Genomic DNA, 18,747 nt, shown 5'->3' on the forward strand with positions numbered 1-18,747 from the left:
CCGGCCGGTAGAGCCCGCTCGGCGGCGTCCAAGGCCATCGACGCCGAGGCGGAGCGCTGCTCGAGCCCCAGCTCGTCGACGTCGCACGCCACCGCCCTCGCGTCCAGGAGGTGGAACGGGACCTCGCACGCCGTCAACGACCGGTCAGCGCGTCGAACAGACTCTGCGCGGAGTCGTGCTGGTCGAACAGCGACCCGACGTGCTCGCGCGTCCCGCGCAGCGGCTCCATCGTCGGGATCCGCTGGAGCGACTCGCGGCCCGGCAGGTCGAAGATCACGGAGTCCCAGGAGGCCGCGGCGACGGAGTCCGGGAAGTGCGCCAGGCACTGGCCGCGGAAGTACGCGCGCGTGTCCTCGGGCGGCTGCGTGACGGCCCGCTCGATCTCGGTGTCGCTCAGCAGCCGCTTCATCCGACCCGAGCGGACGAGCCGGTGGTAGAGCCCTCGCTCCGGGCGCAGGTCCGCGTACTGGAGGTCGACCAGATGCAGCTTGGCGTCGTCCCAGTCGAGGCCGTCGCGCTGGCGGTACGACTCCAGCAGCGACAGCTTCGCCACCCAGTCCAGCTCGTCGCGCAGGCTCATCGGGTCGTCGCCGAGCCTGGTGAGCACCGACTCCCAGCGGTCGAGCACGTCCTTGGTCTGCCCTGCGGTGAGGTCCTCACCGTCGTGCCCCGCCTCGATGAACGCCTGCGCGCGCTCGAGGTACGCCCACTGCAGGTCCAGACCGCTGAACCGCCGCCCGTCGGCCAGCTCCACCAGCGTGGCCAACGACGGGTCGTGCGAGATCGCGTGCAGCGCGCGGACCGGCTGCGCGAGCTCGAGGCCGGACTCCAGGAACCCGGCCTCGATCATCGCGAGCACGAGCGAGGTCGTCCCGAGCTTGAGGTACGCAGCGATCTCCGACATCGACGCGTCGCCGATGATCACGTGCAGACGGCGGTACTTCGACGGGTCGGCGTGCGGCTCGTCGCGGGTGTTGATGATCGGCCGCTTGAGCGTCGTCTCCAGCCCGACGCCGACCTCGAAGTAGTCGGCGCGCTGGCTGATCTGGAAGCCGTGCTCCGACCCGTCCTGCTGGCGACCGACCCGGCCGGCGCCGCACACGACTTGCCGGGAGACGAAGAAGGGCGTGAGGTGCTCGACGATCGCACCGAACGGCACGTCGCGTCGCATCAGGTAGTTCTCGTGGGCGCCGTACGACGCGCCCTTGTTGTCGACGTTGTTCTTGTAGAGCAGCAGGCCCGGAGCCCCCGGGATCTGGCTCGCGAGGTCGGCGCCGCGCTGCATCACGAGCTCGCCCGCCTTCTCCCACAGCACGACGTCGCGCGGGTTCGTGCACTCCGGCGTCGAGAACTCCGGGTGGGCGTGGTCGACGTAGAGCCGGGCGCCGTTCGTCAGGATGACGTTCGCGAGACCGAGGTCCTCGTCGGTCAGCTGCGTGGGATCGGCCCGGTCGCGGCTCAGGTCGAACCCGCGCGCGTCGCGCAGAGGGTTCTCCTCCTCGAAGTCCCAGCGGGCTCGGCGGGTCAGGCCGTTCGCGCTCGCGTACGCGTTGACGACCTGCGTGGACGCGACCATCTGGTTGGCCGTCGGCTGTCCCTTGACGGAGATGCCGTACTCGACCTCGGACCCCATCACCCGTCGTACCGTCATGGGTTCACCCTAGCCAGTGCGCCCGACGCTCCCCTGGCACGATGATCGGCGTGGACGAGATCGTGGCGCTGTACGGGCCGGACGGCCGCCCTGCCGGGGAGGCTCCGCGCTCGCGGGTGCGGGCCGAGAACCTGCACCACGGCGCGACCGCGATCGTCGTGACGGACCCGGCCGGACGGGTCTACGTCCACCGCCGGTCGGACACGAAGGACGTCTTCCCCGGGATGTACGACGTCTGCGCCGGCGGCGTCCTGCTCGCGGGCGAGGACCCAGGCGACGGCGCCGCGCGCGAGGTGGCCGAGGAGCTCGGCGTGATCGGCGCGGAGCTCGTGCCGGTCTTCACCAGCCGCTACACCGACGCCCACACGTCGTACGAGGCGTTCGGGTATCTCGTCGAGGGGTGGGACGGGCCGATCCGCTGGCAGCCGGAGGAGGTCGCGTGGGGCGACTGGATGCCGCTCGAGCGGGTCGTCGCGCTGCTCGACGACCCGCAGTGGCCGTGCGTGCCAGACTCCCGCGCGATCGCCGGCCCCTGGCTGCGGGAGCGCCTCGTCGGTCGCTGAGTTCAGCGCAGGCGCCTGCCGGGGAAGACGGGGGCGGGTGAGTCGGCGTAGTAGCTGAACGAGCGAGCTGGGAACGGCGGGTCGCGCATACCGCAACCACGGCTCGCCGTGATCCCGGGTGCTACCCACCGATCGATATCGCCGACTTGCCAGGTGCCCACGCAGTCGCTAATTTCTGTGACGCGCACCACATCTGGCGATTGGCCAGACTGTGGGCGGCCACCGACTTGCTTCGTTCGGATCGAGCGGATTCGGCAGGCGGGCACTCCGTCGAGAGGATGGAATAGCCGTCCTCTCTTGGAGATGAGGATCGAAGGAGTCAGATGGTGGAAGGTCGACGGATCGTCCTTGCAAGCAGTCTGTTGCGTCGCGCTGGTTGGTACCACTGCGGTGTCCCCAGCGTTGGCTGATTCGGGTTCCACACCCGGCTTCCCGAACGGGCATACCGACAAGGAATGGGCAGAACCGGCCACACTGCACGTCGAGTCGAGTGCGCCGACCGAGTCGGACACCATCTCGAGTGACGAGCCGGCGTACGACCCAGCGGAGGACGTCGTGCTGCCGGGCAGTTTCCAGAGGCCTGGTCTGCGTTCGTATGTCGAGAGCGGCGGCACCCCTGTGTACTTCGAGGCTCCGATCACCTACAGCCCACGGTCGAACGGCGGCGGCACGATGACCACAGCTGCCGCATCGGGCACGTGGTGGGACGGCGTCTGCACAAGTGGAGAGAGCCGCTACAGCGTGGTCAAGGACTATCCGCGAGCAAAGGCACACTCTCGTATGGAGCGCACCTACGCCCGCATGTACTGCGGCAAGAAGGATCGCGAGAGCATGAACCCCGTGTCGGAAGCCGCCTTCGGCATCCGGCATATCCGTGCGTACCACAAGTCCCAGTTCGCGAAGCTGGCGTCGTGGCAAGGATCGACGTGGGGTCATTGGATGCACTGGGCCATTCGGTGGGTGATGTCCGAACCCGGGAAGCGAACGGTGCAGAATGCCAATAGGTTCTGCTATCAGAAGCAGTTCACGTTCGTTGACCTGTCGGGGAACACCGTCAAGCGGCGCGTGATCGTCATCCTCGGAAAGACGGGCGTCCGGATTATGACGTCGTTCCCCCGGAAGAGCGCCTACTGCTCGGGCGACGCGTTTTGAGCGACTCGGGATCTGAGGGCGAACTGGCTGACCCGGATCGGTCGGTCGCACCAGCTGACGTGTTGTGGCAGGAGTTGCTGGCCGAGGTGCGTCGCTACGGCGTTGTGGACGCGATCGACGCCAACGGGTTCGATTTTCGCCAACCCGCGGAGAGCACCGGACGACGATTCCAGATGTCTCCCGAACTCTTGCGGGATGGCTTCGTGAACGACATCGTGCGGACAGGCTCTGGAGCTGAGGTGCCTCACCTGCCGCAGTGGTTTCTCGACGAGGTCGTCGAATTCATCGGGTCAAACGAGGAACCGTACGACCATCGCTACGTGGTCCTGGCTGGAACCCGGCTCGTCCCCTCGCAGGATGGCCAGCACCCAGACTTCGGTTCGAGCGCGGCGCCGCCGTCGCGCTAGCCGCGACGGCGGCGTCTACTTGTTGCGAGCCACCCTCGGGAGTACTGGGCGTAGCTAGAGGTACTGACCCGTGTTGGCGACCGTGTCGATCGACCGACCGGGCTCCGAGCCCTGCTTGCCGGAGACGAGCGTGCGGATGAACACGATCCGCTCGCCCTTCTTGCCGGAGATCCGGGCCCAGTCGTCCGGGTTCGTGGTGTTCGGGAGGTCCTCGTTCTCCTTGAACTCGTCCAGGCACGCCTGGAGCAGGTGCTGCACCCGCAGGCCGCGCTGCTGGGCGTCGAGGAAGTCCTTGATCGCCATCTTCTTCGCCCGGTCGACGATGTTCTGGATCATGGCGCCGGAGTTGAAGTCCTTGAAGTACAGGACCTCCTTGTCGCCGTTGGCGTACGTGACCTCGAGGAAGCGGTTGTCCTCGGACTCGGCGTACATCCGCTCGACGGTCCGCTGGATCATCGCCGCCACGCAGGCGTCCTTGTCGCCGTTGAACTCCGACAGGTCGTCGGCGTGCAGCGGCAGGTTGGCCGTCAGGTACTTGCTGAAGATGTCCCGGGCGCCCTCGGCGTCGGGCCGCTCGATCTTGATCTTCACGTCCAGGCGGCCCGGGCGCAGGATCGCCGGGTCGATCATGTCCTCGCGGTTGGAGGCGCCGATCACCAGGACGTTCTCCAGGCCCTCCACGCCGTCGATCTCGCTCAGCAGCTGCGGGACGATGGTGTTCTCGACGTCGGACGACACGCCGGAGCCGCGGGTGCGGAACAGCGAGTCCATCTCGTCGAAGAACACGATCACCGGCGTGCCCTCGCTGGCCTTCTCCCGCGCCCGCTGGAACACCAGGCGGATGTGCCGCTCGGTCTCGCCGACGTACTTGTTCAGGAGCTCGGGGCCCTTGATGTTGAGGAAGTACGAGCGGCCCTCCTCCCCCGTCTTGTCCGAGACCTTCTTCGCCAGCGAGCTCGCGACGGCCTTCGCGATCAGGGTCTTGCCGCAGCCCGGCGGGCCGTACAGGAGGACGCCCTTCGGGGGCTTGAGCTCGTGCTCGATGAAGATCTCCGGGTAGAGGTACGGGAGCTCGACCGCGTCGCGGATCGACTCGATCTGGCCCTGGAGACCACCGATGCTCAGGTAGTCGATGTCCGGGACCTCTTCGAGGATCAGCTCCTCGACCTCGCTCTTGGGCACCCGCTCGTACACGTAGCCGGCACGGGAGTCGAGCAGCAGCGAGTCGCCGGCCCGGATCTTCGTGTCGCGCAGCGAGTCGGCGATCCGGGCGATCCGCTCCTCGTCGGCGTTGCCGATCACGAGCACGCGGTCGCCGTCGGCCAGCACCTCCTTGAGCATCACGACCTCGCCGACCTGCTCGTACTCCAGGGCGGCGACGACGTTGAGGGCCTCGTTGAGGATCACCTCCTGGCCGCGCTGGAGATCCTCGACCTCGACCGTCGGGCTGACGTTGACCCGCAGCTTGCGGCCGCCGGTGAAGATGTCGACCGTGTCGTCGTCGTTGTGCTGGATGAAGGTGCCGAATCCCGTCGGCGGCTGCGCCAGCCGGTCGACCTCTTCCTTGAGGGAGACGATCTGGTCACGGGCCTCGCGGAGGGTGTCACCGAGCCGGGCGTTCTGGGCGCTGACGGCGGCGAGCCGCGACTCGGTCTCGGCGAGCCGGCGGTCGACCTCGGAGTCGGCGCCGGCGCCGGCCGTGCGACGGCGGAGGTGCTCGACCTCCGCGCGCAGGTAGTCGATCTCGGCCTGCTGCTGAAGGACGGTCTGCTCGGTCTCAGGCGGACGCCGGTCGGTCTGGTCGAAGTCGCTCATGTCGCACCTCCCGCGAAGGCCACCACACCCCTCGCCCGGTTGCCGACCGGTCTCGTGGTGCGGCGGCGTGTTGGCTCCTCATCAGTGACCCTACCCGGACGGGGCGTCAGGTTGCCGGTGTCGCGGCGGGGTTATCGGAATGAGACCAGATCCACGGCTCCGCCGCCGTGATCGCGCTCACTCCGTGAGATCGGCGGGGCGCGGTCCGGCGTAGTCCGGGCCGTACGCGCCGGGTGCCGGGCGACGCTTCTTGGCCAACGCGCGCTGGCCCGGCGCCATCCTGCGGGCGGTCACGAGGAAGGCCGTGTGGGCGTTCATCGAGTGCTCCGGACGGACTGCCAGACCCTCGAGGTGCCAGCCGCGCTGCATGGTCTCCCACGCCGCCGGCTCGGCGAACTCGCCGTGCGCCCGCAGCGTCTCGACCACGCGCGACATCTGCGTCGTGGTCGCCACGTAGACGCACAGGATGCCGCCGGGGGCGAGCAGGCGCCCGGCCAGGTCGACGTGGACCCACGGGTCGACCATGTCGAGGACCATCCGGTCGACCTCCTCGTCCACGACCGCCTCGCCGAGCTCGCCGACGGTGAGCCGCCACGCCGGGTGCGGGCCGGAGAAGAACTGGTGCACGTTGCGCTCGGCGATCGCCGCGAAGTCCTCGCGCTGCTCGTAGGACGAGACGAGACCGCTCTCGCCGACCGCGCGCAGGAGGTACGTGGTGAGCGCACCCGACCCGGCACCGGCCTCCAGCACCCGCGCGCCCGGGAAGATGTCCGCGAAGGTCAGGATCTGAGCGGCGTCCTTGGGATAGATCACCGCGGCGCCGCGCGGCATCGACGAGGTGTACTCGAACATGAGCGGGCGGAACACCTGGTACTGCCCGCCGAGCGAGGACTCCACCACGATGCCCTCGGGGCTCCCGATCAGCTCGTCGTGGGCGATCTCCCCGAGCTTGGTGAAGAACTTCTTGCCCGGCTCCAGGCAGATGTTGTGCCGCCGGCCCTTGGCATCGGTCAGCCGGACCCAGTCGCCGGCCGCCATCGGCCCGCGGCGCACGCCGGACAGCCGCTCGTCCATCTCTTGCCCTTCAGCTCGGTTCGGTACGGGTGCTCGTGCCGCAGGCGCCTCGTGTCGTACCCGGTCTCGTTCAACGTGTGGCCGCGAAGGCACGGTCGACGTCAGCGGTGACCAGCACGCCGTACGTGCGGTCGCCGTCGACGACGAGGTACTGCGGTGCCGGCGCGGCCTGCAGCGCCCGGATCAGGGCTTCCCCGCTGAGGTCGACCGGCAGCACCATCTGCGGTGTCAGGCTACGGGCCAGGCTGCCGATCGGCACCCACGGGCGTCGTTCCTCCGGCGTGGCGAGGACGGCACGCTCGTCGACCAGGCCGTCGACGCCGGTGCGGCCGATCACCGCGATGGCGCCGGCGCCGGCGAGCCGGGCCTCGTCGACCGCCCGCGCGACCGGTGTGTCGCGGGCCACCTCGACGACCCGGCGGGCCAGCCCGCGGGCGGTGAGCGCGGGCAGCCGGCGCCGGATCCGCGCCGCCATGATCGACTGCGACGCCCCGGTCCACAGGAACATCGCGACCACGAACGCGATCAGGTAGTCGAGGATGCTGATCTGCCAGCCGAGGAGCTCGCGGGCGATGAACGGGAACGCGAGGGCGAGCAGCGCGATCACCCGGCCGCCGAGCCCGGCGGCGAGGCTCCCCGTGTGCTCGTTGCCGGTGATCTTCCAGACGATCGCGCGGAAGACACGACCGCCGTCGAGCGGAAGGCCCGGGAGGAGGTTGAGGACGCCCACCACGCCGTTCGCGACGGCGAGCGCGACGAACGCGAAGAGCAGCAGCCCGTCGGGCATCACGAGCGAGGCCAGCCAGGCGGCCCCGCCGACGGCGAGCGAGGTGAGCGGCCCGACGATCGCGATCCAGAACTCCCGGCCGGGCGTGTCGGGCTCGCCGGCGATCTCGGTGACGCCGCCCAGGAAGTTCAGGGTGACCGAGCGCACGTCGTACCCGAACCGCTTCGCGGCGAGCGCGTGGGAGATCTCGTGCAGCAGCACCGAGAGGTAGAGGAGGATCGCGAAGGCGAGCCCGGCGACGTACGTGAGGATGCCCAGGCCGGGGGCGATCGTCTCGATCGTCGGGCCGAGCACGAAGGCGATCAGCACCGCCACGAGCAGCCACGACGACCGCACGAGGACGTCGACGCCCCCGACCTCGCCGATCCGGAAGGTGCCGGGCGGGCGGGAGGGACGCGGCGGGGGCTCGGAGGCGCTCACGACGTCCACGCTATCGGGTCGCGTGCAACGGAATCGTCGGTGTCGGCCCCTAGGGTGGTGTGCCATGAGGACGGAGCAGATCGAGCGGACCGAGGTCGACGGCGTCGACGTGGTGGGTGCGCTGTCGCCGAGCAGGGCCGGCGACTTCATGACCTGCCCGCTGCTCTACCGCTTCCGCGTGATCGACCGGATCCCGGAGGAGCCGAGTCCCGCCGCGGTCCGAGGCACCCTGGTGCACGCCGTCCTCGAGGACCTGTACGACGTCCCGGCGGCGGAGCGGACGGTGGAGCGCGCCCGGGCGATGCTCGGCCCCGCGTGGGAGGACCTGCTCGTGTCCGAGCCGGAGCTGGCGGCGCTCTTCACCGGTGACGAGGCGCTGGCGGAGTGGTTGAGCAGCGCCGAGGGCCTCCTGGCGTCGTACTTCGCGCTCGAGGATCCGCGCCGGCTCGAGCCGGCCGAGCGCGAGCTGTACGTCGAGACCGTGCTGGACGGCGGTCTCCTGCTGCGCGGCTTCGTGGACCGGGTCGACGTGGCTCCGGACGGTCGTGTCCGGGTCGTGGACTACAAGACCGGTCGTGCGCCGCGGGAGGTGTTCGAGGCCAAGGCGCTCTTCCAGATGAAGTTCTACGCGCTCGTGCTCTGGCGCACCCGCGGGGTGCTCCCGTCCCTCCTCCAGCTGATGTATCTCGGCAACGAGGAGATCCTCCGCTACGAGCCGGACGAAGCCGATCTGCGGGCGACGGAGCGCAAGCTGCGTGCCTTGTGGGATGCGATCGCTCGTGCGGCCGAGACGGGCACGTGGCGGGCCTCGAAGGGGCCGCTCTGCGGTTGGTGCGACCATCAGGCGCGGTGTCCCGAGTGGGGCGGGACTCCCCCGCCGCTGCCCGAGGGCGCGGTCGGGCTGCCGATCGCGCCGGCGCCGGCGTCACCGGCGGAGAGCACGACCGACGTCGACTGACCCTCGGCGTGAAGTCTTTGCAAAGGTTTCTTTGCAAAGGTTTCTTTGCAAAGAAGCCTTTGCAGTCGTACGGTGGCGGCATGAGCATGACGCCGATCGTTCTCGACGCCCGCACTCTCAAGGCCCTCGCGCACCCCCTGCGCGTCCAGGTCGTCGGCACGCTGCGACGGTTCGGGCCCTCGACCGCGACCCAGCTCGCCGAGCGCCTGGGCGTCAGCTCCGCCGCCGTCAGCTACCACGTCCGCCAGCTGGCCGCCGCCGGCCTCGTCGTGGACGTACCCGAGCGGGGCAACGCCCGTGAACGCTGGTGGAAGGCCGCGCACGACGTCACCGTCGCCGACACCCGCACCTTGGACGAGGACGACCCCGACGCGCTCGACGCGTACCTCCGGTCGATCGCCACCGCCATCACGCTGCGGATCCAGCAGGTCCTCGGCGCCCGCTCGGCGATGCCGCCCGAGTGGCGCAGCGTGACCGACCTCAGCGACTTCCGCGCCCGCCTGACGCCGGCGCAGACCGAGGAGCTCACCGAGCGGCTGCACGCCGTCGCCGAGGAGTACGTGCGCCAGCACCCCGAGTCCGAGGCCGGACCGGACGCCGAGATGGTCTCGTTCGACCTCCAGGTCCTCCCCGACCTCGACGTGGGTGATCGGTCGTGAGCGAGCGGGTCGCTGCGCGGGCCGGCGCACCCCCGGGCCAGCACCGGCTGCCGATGGTCGGGCTGCTGGTCGCGATGGCGGTCGCCCACACCGGCACGCGTGTGTCGGCGGTCGCACTCCCCTGGTTCGTCCTCAGCACGACGGGCAGCCCGACGAAGACCGGGCTGGTCGCGCTGTTCGAGCTGACGCCGTACGTCCTGGTCAAGGCGCTCGGCGGTCCCGTGATCGACCGGATCGGTGGTCGCCGGGTGTCCTGGACCACCGACCTCGTCAGCGCGCTCGCGGCGGCGGCGATCCCCGTGCTGCACGTCGCCGGCGGGCTGTCGTTCGGGCTGTTCCTGGGTCTCGTCGCCGTGGTCGGTGCCGCTCGGGGACCGGGCGACCTCGCCAAGGAGGTGATGGTCCCGGAGTCGGCCGACCGGGCCCACGTCCCGTTGGAGCGGGCGACCGGTCTGTCGGGCACGGTGGAGCGGCTCGCGAGCACTGTCGGTCCCGCGGTCGGCGGCGCCTTCATCGGCCTGTTCGGGCCGCTGGCCGGCCTGGGCGTCACCGCAGGCATGTTCGTGCTCGGCTCCGCGGTCGTCGCGCTCGCGCTCCCGAAGGGCATGGGCGGCCCGCAGCGGGGCGACGCCGAGGCCGCGGACCTCGCTCGTGCCGAGGCGGGATACCTGCGCCAGCTCGCCGAAGGCTTCGCCTTCCTGCGCAGCGACCGGCTCATCCTGGTGGTCGCCGCGCTCATCACGGTCACGAACCTCCTGGACGTCGGGTGGACCTCGGTGATCCTCCCCGTCTGGGCGTCCGACACGGGCGGCGGCGCGGCCGCCGTCGGTGCCGCGCTCACGACCATGGGCGCCGCTGCGGTCGTCGGCAGCATCCTGGCGGCGACGTTCGCCCATCGGATGCCGCGGCGCGAGGTGTTCCTGGTCGGGTTCCTGGTCGCCGGAGCGCCGCGGATCGTCGTCCTGGCGTTCGACGTGCCGTTCGGCGTCGTGCTGGCGGTGATGGCGCTCGCCGGGTTCGGCGCCGGGTTCGTGAACCCGATCCTCTCGGCCGTGCTGTTCGAGCGCGTCCCCCGCCGGCTGTACGGCCGGGTCGGTGCGCTCGTGGACGCCTTGGCCTGGGCGGGCATGCCGGTCGGCGGCCTGGCAGCCGGGCTGGCGATCAGCGGCGTCGGGTTCGTCCCGACGGTGCTCGTGGCCGGCGGGGTGTACGCCGTGGCCACCCTGCTCGCCGGACTGAGGCCCGAGTGGCGGGAGATGGATCGCGCCCGTGCGAAGGCGCGGGCGAACGGGCCGACCTCCAGCGCCCGGGCCTAGCCGGAATCAGTCCAGCGGGGGCGCGTCGGTCAGCCGGAGCAGGTCGTCGGGCGCGAGCCCGGCGAGCGTGTCGGTGAACGAGATCCGATCTCCCGGGGCGATCTCGACGTGGTTCGGCACGGCGAGCACCGCGCACCCCGCCGCAGCGGCGGAGCGCGTGCCGGTCGTGGAGTCCTCGATCGCCACGCAGGCCGTCGGGTCCACCCCGAGGGCACGCGCGGCGGCGAGGTACGGCTCCGGGTGCGGCTTGCCGTGGCTGACCTCGTCGCCGGTGATGACGGCGTCGAACGTGCCCGCGGGGAGCCGGTCGACGAGCCCGTCGGCGATCGAGCGGTACGACATCGTGACGAGGCACTGCGGGACGCCGGCCTCGTGCAGTGCGGCGAGCAGCTCCGGTGCGCCCGGCCGCCAGGTGAGGCTTCCGCTGCGCATGTGCTCGGCGAGCTCCGCGACCAGCAGCACGACGATCTCCTCGGGCGACAGCTCCAGGCCCATCACCTGCTTGATCGCGCGCCCGGACTCGAGCAGGTCGTTGCCGACCAGGGCGTACCCGTCCTCGTCCGTCCAGGTCGCGCCGTACCGGGCGGCCAGGGCGTGCTCGCTGGCCAGCCACACCGGCTCGGTGTCCACGATCGTCCCGTCGAGGTCCCACAGGACGGCCGCAGGCAGCCCACCCGCGACGGACGATGCATCCGGACCCGGTGCGGGTCGAGAGGCATCATCGTGCGTCGTAGGGGTGGGCGTGGAGGTGCAGGTCACGTCGTCCTCGCTCACGTCGCGTTGAAGTAGAAGGCCTCGGGGTGGTGCAGGATGATCGCGTCGGTCGACTGCTCCGGGTGGAGCTGGAGCTCCTCCGACAGCGACACGCCGATCCGCTCCGGTCGCAGGAGCCTCACCAGCGTCGCGCGGTCCTCGAGGTTCGGGCAGGCCGGGTAGCCGAAGGAGTACCGCTCGCCGTGGTACTTCTGCTTGAGGATCCCCGACAGCTCCGGGGCGTCGTCCCCGTCGATGCGGAGCTCACGGCGGACCCGGTGGTGCCAGTACTCGGCCAGCGCCTCGGTCAGCTGGACCGACAGCCCGTGCAGCTCGAGGTAGTCGCGGTAGGCGTTCTTCTCGAACAGCTCCCCGGTGACCTCGGAGACGTGCGCGCCCATCGTGACCAGGTGGAACCCGACCACGTCGAGCTGCCCGGAGTCCTTCGGCCGGAAGAAGTCCGACAGGCACAGGAACCGGTCGCGCCGCTGTCGCGGGAAGCTGAAGCGCGCCACCTCGCCGGACTGCGTCTCGGGATCCAGCACGACCAGGTCGTCGCCCTCGGAGTACGCCGGCCAGTAGCCGTAGACCACCGCGGGCTCCATGATCTGCTCCGTCTGGATCCGGTCGAGCCACATCCGTAGCCGCGGTCGGCCCTCGGTCTCCACCAGCTCCTCGTACGACGCGCCGCCCTCGCCGCGGCTCGCCTTGAGACCCCACTGGCCCATGAACGTCGCGCGCTCGTCGAGCCAGGCGGAGAAGTCGGCGAGCTGGATCCCCTTCACGATGCGGTCGCCCCAGAAGGGCGGCGTCGGGACCGGCACGTCGGTCGCCACGTCGGAGCGCTCGGGCAGGTCCTCCGGGGCCACCAGCGTCGGCCGGGCCGTGCTCGTCACGCGCCGCTTGCGCAGCTCGGGAAGCGTCGCCCCCGGCACGCCGCGCTTGACCGCCATCACGGCGTCCATCAGCCGCAGGCCCTCGAACGCGTCGCGGGCGTAGCGCACCTCGCCGGCGTAGATCTCGGCGAGGTCCTCCTCGACGTACGCGCGGGTGAGCGCGGCGCCGCCGAGCAGCACGGGCCACTGCGCGGCCACGCCGCGGTCGTTGAGCTCGGTCAGGTTGTCCTTCATCACGACCGTGCTCTTGACGAGCAGGCCCGACATGCCGATCACGTCGGCGCGGTGCTCGCTCGCCGCTTCGACGATCGCGGAGATCGGCTGCTTGATGCCGATGTTGACCACGTCGTAGCCGTTGTTGCTGAGGATGATGTCGACGAGGTTCTTGCCGATGTCGTGGACGTCGCCCTTGACGGTGGCGAGCACGATCGTGCCCTTGCCGTCCTCGTCGGTCTTCTCGATGTACGGCTCGAGGTAGGCCACCGCGGCCTTCATCACCTCCGCCGACTGCAGCACGAACGGCAGCTGCATCTGGCCCGAGCCGAACAGCTCGCCGACGACCTTCATCCCCTCGAGCAGGTCCTCGTTGATCACCGCCAGGGCGGTCCGACCCTCGTCGAGCGCCTCCTGCAGGTCGGCGTCGAGGCCGTTGCGCTCGCCGTCGATGATGCGCGCGCGCAGCCGGTCCGACAGCGGCATCGCGGCGAGCTCGGCGGCCCGGTCGGCCCTCGCGTCGGCGGCCTTGACGTCGGCGAACATGTCCAGCATCGCCGCCAGCGGGTCGTAGTCGTCGCGTCGGCGGTCGTAGATCAGGTCGAGCGCGACCTGGACCTGCTCGTCGGGGATCCGGGCGAGCGGCAGGATCTTCGCGGCGTGCACGATCGCCGAGTCGAGCCCCGCCTCCACGCACTCGTGCAGGAACACGGAGTTCAGGACGATCCGGGCAGCCGGGTTGAGGCCGAAGGAGATGTTCGACAGCCCGAGGGTGGTCTGCACCTCGGGGTAGCGCTGCTTGATCTGGCGGATCGCCTCGATCGTCTCCAGCCCGTCGCGCCGGGTCTCCTCCTGGCCGGTGCCGACCGGGAAGGTGAGCGTGTCGATCAGGATGTCGCCGAGCTGCATGCCCCAGTTCTGGGTCAGGTCCTCGATCAGGCGGGTCGCGACCCGGACCTTCCACTCGGCCGTGCGAGCCTGGCCCTCCTCGTCGATCGTCAGCGCGACGACCGCGGAGCCGTGCTCGGCGACGAGCTGCATGATCCGGGTGAACCGCGAGTCCGGCCCGTCGCCGTCCTCGTAGTTGACCGAGTTGATCACCGAGCGGCCTGCCAGACGCTCCAGCCCGGCCTGCAGCACGGCGGGCTCCGTGGAGTCCAGCACGATCGGCAGCGTCGCCGCGGTGGCGAGCCGGAAGGCGATCTCGCTCATGTCCTGAGCGCCGTCGCGCCCGACGTAGTCCACGCAGAGGTCGAGGACGTGCGCCCCGTCGCGGATCTGCGCACGGGCGATCTCCACGCAGTCGTCCAGGTTGCCCGCGAGCATCGCCTCGCGGAACGCCTTCGAGCCGTTCGCGTTGGTGCGCTCGCCGATCGAGAGGTAGGAGGTGTCCTGCCGCAGCGGGACAGCCTGGTAGAGCGACGCCACGCTCGACTCCGGCTGGGGGGCGCGCTCGGCTGCCTCGCGCCCGCGTACCCGCTCGACGACCTGGCGCAGGTGCTCCGGGGTGGTGCCGCAGCACCCGCCGACGAGCGTGAGCCCGAACTCGGCGGTGAACGTGTCGTGCGCGTCGGCGAGCTCGGCCGGCGTGAGCGGGTAGTGGGCGCCGTCGGCGGTCAGCACCGGCAGGCCGGCGTTGGGCATGCAGCCGATCGCGACCCGCGAGGTCTGCGCCAGCGTCCGCAGGTGCTCGCTCATCTCGGCCGGTCCGGTCGCGCAGTTCAGGCCGATCACGTCGATCCCGAGCGGCTCGAGCGCGGTGAGCGCCGCTCCGATCTCCGACCCGAGCAGCATCGTCCCGGTGGTCTCGACGGTGACGTTGACGATCAGCGGCAGGGCGCTGCCACGCTCCGCCTGGGCGCGCTTGGTCCCGAGGACGGCGGCCTTCGCCTGGAGCAGGTCCTGCGCGGTCTCGACGAGCAGAGCGTCGGCGCCGCCGTCGATCAGCCCGAGGGCCTCCTGCTGGTACGCGTCGCGCAGCGCCGCGTACGTCGTGTGACCGAGCGTCGGCAGCTTGGTCCCCGGGCCGATCGACCCGAGGACCCAGCGCGGCCGCTCCGGCGTGGCATACCCGTCGGCCGCCTCGCGCGCGACGGCGGCGCCGGCCCGGGCGAGCTCGTAGATCCGGTCGGCGATGTCGTACTCGGCGAGGTTCGCGAGGTTGGCGCCGAACGTGTTCGTCCCGACGCAGTCCACGCCCACCTCGAGGTAGGCCTCGTGGATCGCCTTGACGACGTCCGGGCGGGTGACGTTGAGGATCTCGTTGCAGCCCTCGTGGCCCTCGAAGTCGTCGAGCCCCAGGTCGTAGGCCTGGAGCATCGTCCCCATCGCCCCGTCCGCGACGACGACGCGTTCGGACAGCGCGGTGCGCAGGGACTGGACTCGGTCGGACATGAGGCTCCTGGACGCCAGAGAAGGCGGGGACGACGGCGGTCTGCGGGACGCGACGAGTCTACGCGAGCGGACCCCCGGGACGCTCACGTCGTGAGACGACCAACCGCATCGTGAGACATGGCGCACACGCGTCCGCGAGCAGGGCGGGGCGTCACGCGTCGTTGTCGCGCGAGCGCCGCTTCAGGTAGCGCTCGAACTCCCGCGCGATCGCGTCGCCGGACGCCTCCGGGAGCTCGGTGGTGTCACGCGCCTGCTCCAGCGACTCGACGTACGCCGCGATGTCGGCGTCGGACCCGGCCAGCTCCTCGACCCCGCGCTCCCAGGCCTGAGCGAGCTCCTGCAGGTCCCCCATCGGCAGGCTGGACTCGAGGACGTCCTCGAGGTAGCCGAGCAGTGCGAGCGTGGCCTTCGGGTTCGGCGGCTGCGCGACGTAGTGCGGCACCGCGGCCCACAGCGAGACGGTCGGGATGTCGGCGTGCCGGCAGACCTGCGCGAACACGCCGTTGATGCCGGTCGGCCCCTCGTACTGCGACTCCTCGAGATCGAGCCGCGTCTGGATCGTCGGGTCGTTGGTGGTCCCGGTGACCGGCACCGGCCGCGTGTGGGGCGTGTCGGCGAGCAGCGCGCCGAGCGTGACCACGACCTGGACGTCGAACGACTCCGTGATCGCCAGCAGCTCGGCACAGAACCGCTTCCACTGCATGTTGGGCTCGAGACCCTGCACGATCACGACGTCGCGGTCCGAGCCGACGGGTCGCGCGACCCACACGCGGGTGGTCGGCCACGTGATGCTCCGCTCGCCGGAGTCCTCGAGCGCGATGATCGGACGGTTCACCTGGAAGTCGTAGTAGTCGTCGGGGTCGAGCTCGACGACCAGCTCCGCGTCCCACCACTCGATCAGGTGGTCCACGACGTCCGAGGCGGCCTCGGCAGCGTCGTTCCAGCCCTCGAAGGCGACGATCATCCAGGGGTCGACCAGCTGCGGCATGTCGAAGTCGGCGCTCACGCCTCTCACTCTAGGCGCCGCCGAAGCCCGGGTCAGCCAGGTGGGGGCCGTGGTCTCAGACGATGCCGAGCAGCGCGTCGACCGCCGTCGCCGCCTGCGCTCCCCCGTCGGGGTCGCCGGGTCCGCCCAGTGCCCGCTCGGACCAGGCGTCCACCGCGGCGAGGGCGCGCGGGGTGTCGAGGTCGTCGGTGAGGGACGTCCGCACCTCGTCGACGAGCGGACGTGCGGGAGCTCCGTGGGCGAACGCGTCCCGCCACCGGCCGAGCCGCTCGGTCGCGTCCTTGATGTCGCCGGCCTGCCACTCCCAGCCCACGTCGTAGCGGTGGTCGAGCACGGCGAGCCGGATCGCCATCGGGTCGTGGCCGTCGGCGCGGAGCTTCGAGACCAACACCAGGTTGCCGAGCGACTTCGACATCTTCTCGCCCTCGTAGGCCACCATCGCCTGGTGGACGTACGCCCGGGCGAACGGCTCCTCGGTCGCCACCTGCGCCTGGGACGCGGACATCTCGTGGTGCGGGAAGACCAGGTCGGTCCCCCCTCCCTGGACGTCGAAGTCGTGCCCGAGGGTCTCGAGCGCGATCGACGAGCACTCCACGTGCCAGCCCGGACGACCCCGGCCGTACGGGCTCTCCCACGACGGCTCGCCGTCACGCTCCGCGCGCCACAGCAGCGCGTCCAGCGGGTGCCGCTTGCCGGCGCGCTCCGGGTCGCCGCCGCGCTCGGCGAACAGCGGCCTCATCTCGTCGGTGCTGAGCCGGGAGACGTCACCGAAGGCGCGATCGCAGGTCACGTCGAAGTACAGGTCGTCGTCGACGCGGTAGACCGCGCCCGCCGCGTCGAGCCGCCCGATCAGAGCCGTCGCCAGATCGACCGACTCGACCGCACCGACGTAGTCGGTGGGCGCCAGCACCCGCAGCGCCGCCATGTCCTCCCGGAACAGCTCGATCTCACGCTCGGCCAGGTCCGTCCACTCAACCCCCGTCTCCGCCGCGCGCTCGAGCAGCGGGTCGTCGACGTCGGTGATGTTCTGGGTGTAGCGCACCTCCAGCCCGCGGTCGCGCCAGACGCGGTTGAGGACGTCGAAGGTGAGGTACGTCGCCGCGTGCCCCAGGTGCGTCGCGTCGTACGGCGTGATCCCGCAGACGTACATCCGCGCGCGACCGTCAGGGTCGACGACCTGCAGGCGACCGGTGCGGGTGTCGCGGACCTGGACCGGCGACCCGGTTCCGAGGCCGAGTCCGGCGAGGTCGGGGACGTCGGGTGAGGGCCAGGCGCGCATGCGTCGAGTCTAGGCGGGCCCTCTCACAGGGGTGGCCAGGGGATGGCGGGGCGCATCGGGTCCGGCAGCGGCATCGAGCCCGTCGTGAGGAGGCGGTCGAGGCGCCTGCGCAGCGCCGTGAGCTCGTCGGGCGCCAGCAGGGGGTCGAGCTCCGCGCGGAGGGTGCCGTCGAGCGCGGCGTGCAGCCGTTGCAGGCGATCGAGGTCGTCCGTGCCGAGCGGCTCACCCGCCCAGCCCCACAGGACGGTCCGCAGCTTGGGCTCGGTGTGGAAGGTCAGGCCGTGGTCGCACCCGAGCACGGCGTACGGGTGGTCGCCGACCGGGAGGAGGTGAGCGCCCTTGCGGTCCGCGTTGTTCACCACCACGTCGAACACCGCGACGGACCGCAGGGCCGCGCTGTCGCGGTGGGCGAGCACGACCGGGTTGTCCTCGGCGTCCAGGGCGTCCAGCACGGGCATCCATCCCGGCACCTCGGTGTCGGCCGGGAGGACCGCGACCGGCGCCGCGGGCTCGGTCACCTCGACCCAGGCCTGGAGCATCCCCGCGCCGAGCGGGCCGTCTCCGAGCGTCGTCGGGGGCACCACGTGCCAGCCGCCCGCCTCGGAGACGAGGTACGAGGCGACCTCCCGGGCAGCCAGGGTGCCGTCCGGGAAGTCCCACAAGGGCCGCTCTCCCCGGACCGGCTTGTAGACGCAGGTCAGAGGAGCGGCGTCCCCGGCGCCCGGGATCTGCGCGACGAACGACGCGTTCGAGGCGTCCAGCAGGCGACCCGTCACCTCGAGGGTGCCGGAGCCCAGCCGGGCGAGGACGACCGACGGGTCGAGGGGCCGCGATCCCTCGGCGGCGGCGCCCGCCGGGTCGTCGGCGACCGGCTCAGTCACGGGCGACCCGACGGAAGCCGTTCGCGCGGGGGCACAGGTGCCCGTCCGGCTCGACGACGCCGCCGCAGAACGGGCAGGACGGGCGGCCGGCCGCCACCACGCTGCGGGCACGCTCGGTGAACTCGTGAGCGATCTCGGGGGGCAGCGTGACCACGAGGACGTCGCTGGCCTCGGTGTCCTCGTCGTCGGTCGCCGCGAACGCCTCCACGACCACCTCGCCGCGGTCCGGCTCCCAGGCCAGCGTCATCGCGCCGACGCGGAACTCCTCCTCGATCGGCTGCTCCAGCGGCTCGAGGTCCACCGACCGCTCGACGGGCGCCCCGAGACCCGGACCCCCCTGGACCTCGACGAGCAGCGCTTCGAGCCGGTCCGCGAGGACGGCGACCTGCTCCTTCTCCAGCGCGACCGAGGTGACCCGCGAGCCGTCGGCGGCCTGCAGGAAGAAAGTCCGGTCCCCCGGCTCGCCGACCGTGCCGGCGACGAACCGGCGTGGCCGCTCGTAGCGATGGATGAGCATGGCTCG

General features: G+C 71.0%; 16 protein-coding genes. 6 read left to right on the plus strand and 10 right to left on the minus strand.

The features are described 5' to 3' along the window. Positions 1-133: 133 nt before the first annotated feature. Positions 134-1,651, minus strand: coding sequence for a depupylase/deamidase Dop (gene dop / locus CLV56_RS14805; RefSeq protein WP_100415207.1), 1,518 nt, complete (start codon positions 1,649-1,651; stop codon positions 134-136). Positions 1,652-1,701: 50 nt separating this feature from the next. Between dop and CLV56_RS14810 the strand changes: the two genes are divergently transcribed. From CLV56_RS14810 to CLV56_RS14820, 3 genes are all read left to right on the plus strand, one after another. Further along, entirely contained in the window at positions 1,702-2,214 is a 513-nt protein-coding gene (locus tag CLV56_RS14810; protein ID WP_211288157.1) for an NUDIX domain-containing protein, read from the plus strand. A 303-nt stretch (positions 2,215-2,517) separates the two neighbouring features. Beyond that, positions 2,518-3,366: a hypothetical protein gene (locus tag CLV56_RS20655; RefSeq protein WP_039361995.1), complete on the plus strand. Its 849-nt coding sequence runs from the start codon at positions 2,518-2,520 to the stop codon at positions 3,364-3,366. A gap of 59 nt (positions 3,367-3,425) precedes the next feature. Further along, positions 3,426-3,773 (plus strand): hypothetical protein, encoded by a 348-nt coding sequence (locus tag CLV56_RS14820; protein ID WP_039361997.1) that lies wholly within the window; start codon positions 3,426-3,428, stop codon positions 3,771-3,773. 54 nt (positions 3,774-3,827) lie between these two features. Here the strand turns inward: CLV56_RS14820 and arc are convergent, their stop codons facing one another. The 3 genes from arc to CLV56_RS14835 form a co-directional block, all read right to left on the minus strand. Beyond that, the gene (gene arc / locus CLV56_RS14825) at positions 3,828-5,588 is read right to left on the minus strand and encodes a proteasome ATPase (protein WP_100415209.1); all 1,761 of its coding nucleotides are present in this window, start codon (positions 5,586-5,588) and stop codon (positions 3,828-3,830) included. Positions 5,589-5,765: 177 nt separating this feature from the next. Further along, the gene (locus CLV56_RS14830; RefSeq protein ID WP_039362000.1) at positions 5,766-6,662 is read right to left on the minus strand and encodes a tRNA (adenine-N1)-methyltransferase; all 897 of its coding nucleotides are present in this window, start codon (positions 6,660-6,662) and stop codon (positions 5,766-5,768) included. 70 nt (positions 6,663-6,732) lie between these two features. After that, positions 6,733-7,869: a site-2 protease family protein gene (locus CLV56_RS14835; RefSeq protein WP_245857954.1), complete on the minus strand. Its 1,137-nt coding sequence runs from the start codon at positions 7,867-7,869 to the stop codon at positions 6,733-6,735. A gap of 64 nt (positions 7,870-7,933) precedes the next feature. Here CLV56_RS14835 and CLV56_RS14840 point away from each other — a divergent pair, with 64 nt between their 5' ends. The 3 genes from CLV56_RS14840 (at position 7,934) to CLV56_RS14850 (ending at position 10,802) form a co-directional block, all read left to right on the plus strand. Continuing rightward, the gene (locus tag CLV56_RS14840; RefSeq protein ID WP_039362006.1) at positions 7,934-8,827 is read left to right on the plus strand and encodes a RecB family exonuclease; all 894 of its coding nucleotides are present in this window, start codon (positions 7,934-7,936) and stop codon (positions 8,825-8,827) included. Between the two features lie 80 nt (positions 8,828-8,907). Then, entirely contained in the window at positions 8,908-9,486 is a 579-nt protein-coding gene (locus CLV56_RS14845; RefSeq protein ID WP_039362009.1) for an ArsR/SmtB family transcription factor, read from the plus strand. Further along, positions 9,483-10,802, plus strand: coding sequence for an MFS transporter (locus CLV56_RS14850; protein WP_211288158.1), 1,320 nt, complete (start codon positions 9,483-9,485; stop codon positions 10,800-10,802). The genes CLV56_RS14845 and CLV56_RS14850 overlap by 4 nt, the downstream gene beginning before the upstream one ends. Positions 10,803-10,808: 6 nt before the next feature. Here CLV56_RS14850 and CLV56_RS14855 read toward each other — a convergent pair whose 3' ends face one another. From CLV56_RS14855 to CLV56_RS14880, 6 genes are all read right to left on the minus strand, one after another. Then, a complete protein-coding gene (locus CLV56_RS14855; protein ID WP_039362237.1) occupies positions 10,809-11,471 on the minus strand; it encodes an HAD family hydrolase in 663 nt (220 codons plus the stop codon). Positions 11,472-11,572: 101 nt separating this feature from the next. Continuing rightward, complete coding sequence (metH, locus tag CLV56_RS14860; protein ID WP_039362011.1) at positions 11,573-15,058, minus strand: methionine synthase; 3,486 nt, start codon at positions 15,056-15,058, stop codon at positions 11,573-11,575. A gap of 151 nt (positions 15,059-15,209) precedes the next feature. Then, complete coding sequence (locus tag CLV56_RS14865; RefSeq protein WP_281254249.1) at positions 15,210-16,064, minus strand: PAC2 family protein; 855 nt, start codon at positions 16,062-16,064, stop codon at positions 15,210-15,212. Positions 16,065-16,119: 55 nt separating this feature from the next. Then, positions 16,120-17,343, minus strand: a complete 1,224-nt coding sequence (gene mshC, locus CLV56_RS14870; protein ID WP_039362013.1) for a cysteine--1-D-myo-inosityl 2-amino-2-deoxy-alpha-D-glucopyranoside ligase — start codon at positions 17,341-17,343, stop codon at positions 16,120-16,122. A gap of 23 nt (positions 17,344-17,366) precedes the next feature. Next, complete coding sequence (locus tag CLV56_RS14875; RefSeq protein WP_245857956.1) at positions 17,367-18,224, minus strand: SCO1664 family protein; 858 nt, start codon at positions 18,222-18,224, stop codon at positions 17,367-17,369. After that, positions 18,217-18,741 (minus strand): DUF3090 family protein, encoded by a 525-nt coding sequence (locus CLV56_RS14880; protein ID WP_039362015.1) that lies wholly within the window; start codon positions 18,739-18,741, stop codon positions 18,217-18,219. Before CLV56_RS14880 ends, CLV56_RS14875 begins: the two co-directional genes overlap by 8 nt. Between the last annotated feature and the right edge of the window lie 6 nt (positions 18,742-18,747).

The organism is Mumia flava (assembly GCF_002797495.1).
GTDB lineage: Bacteria > Actinomycetota > Actinomycetes > Propionibacteriales > Nocardioidaceae > Mumia > Mumia flava.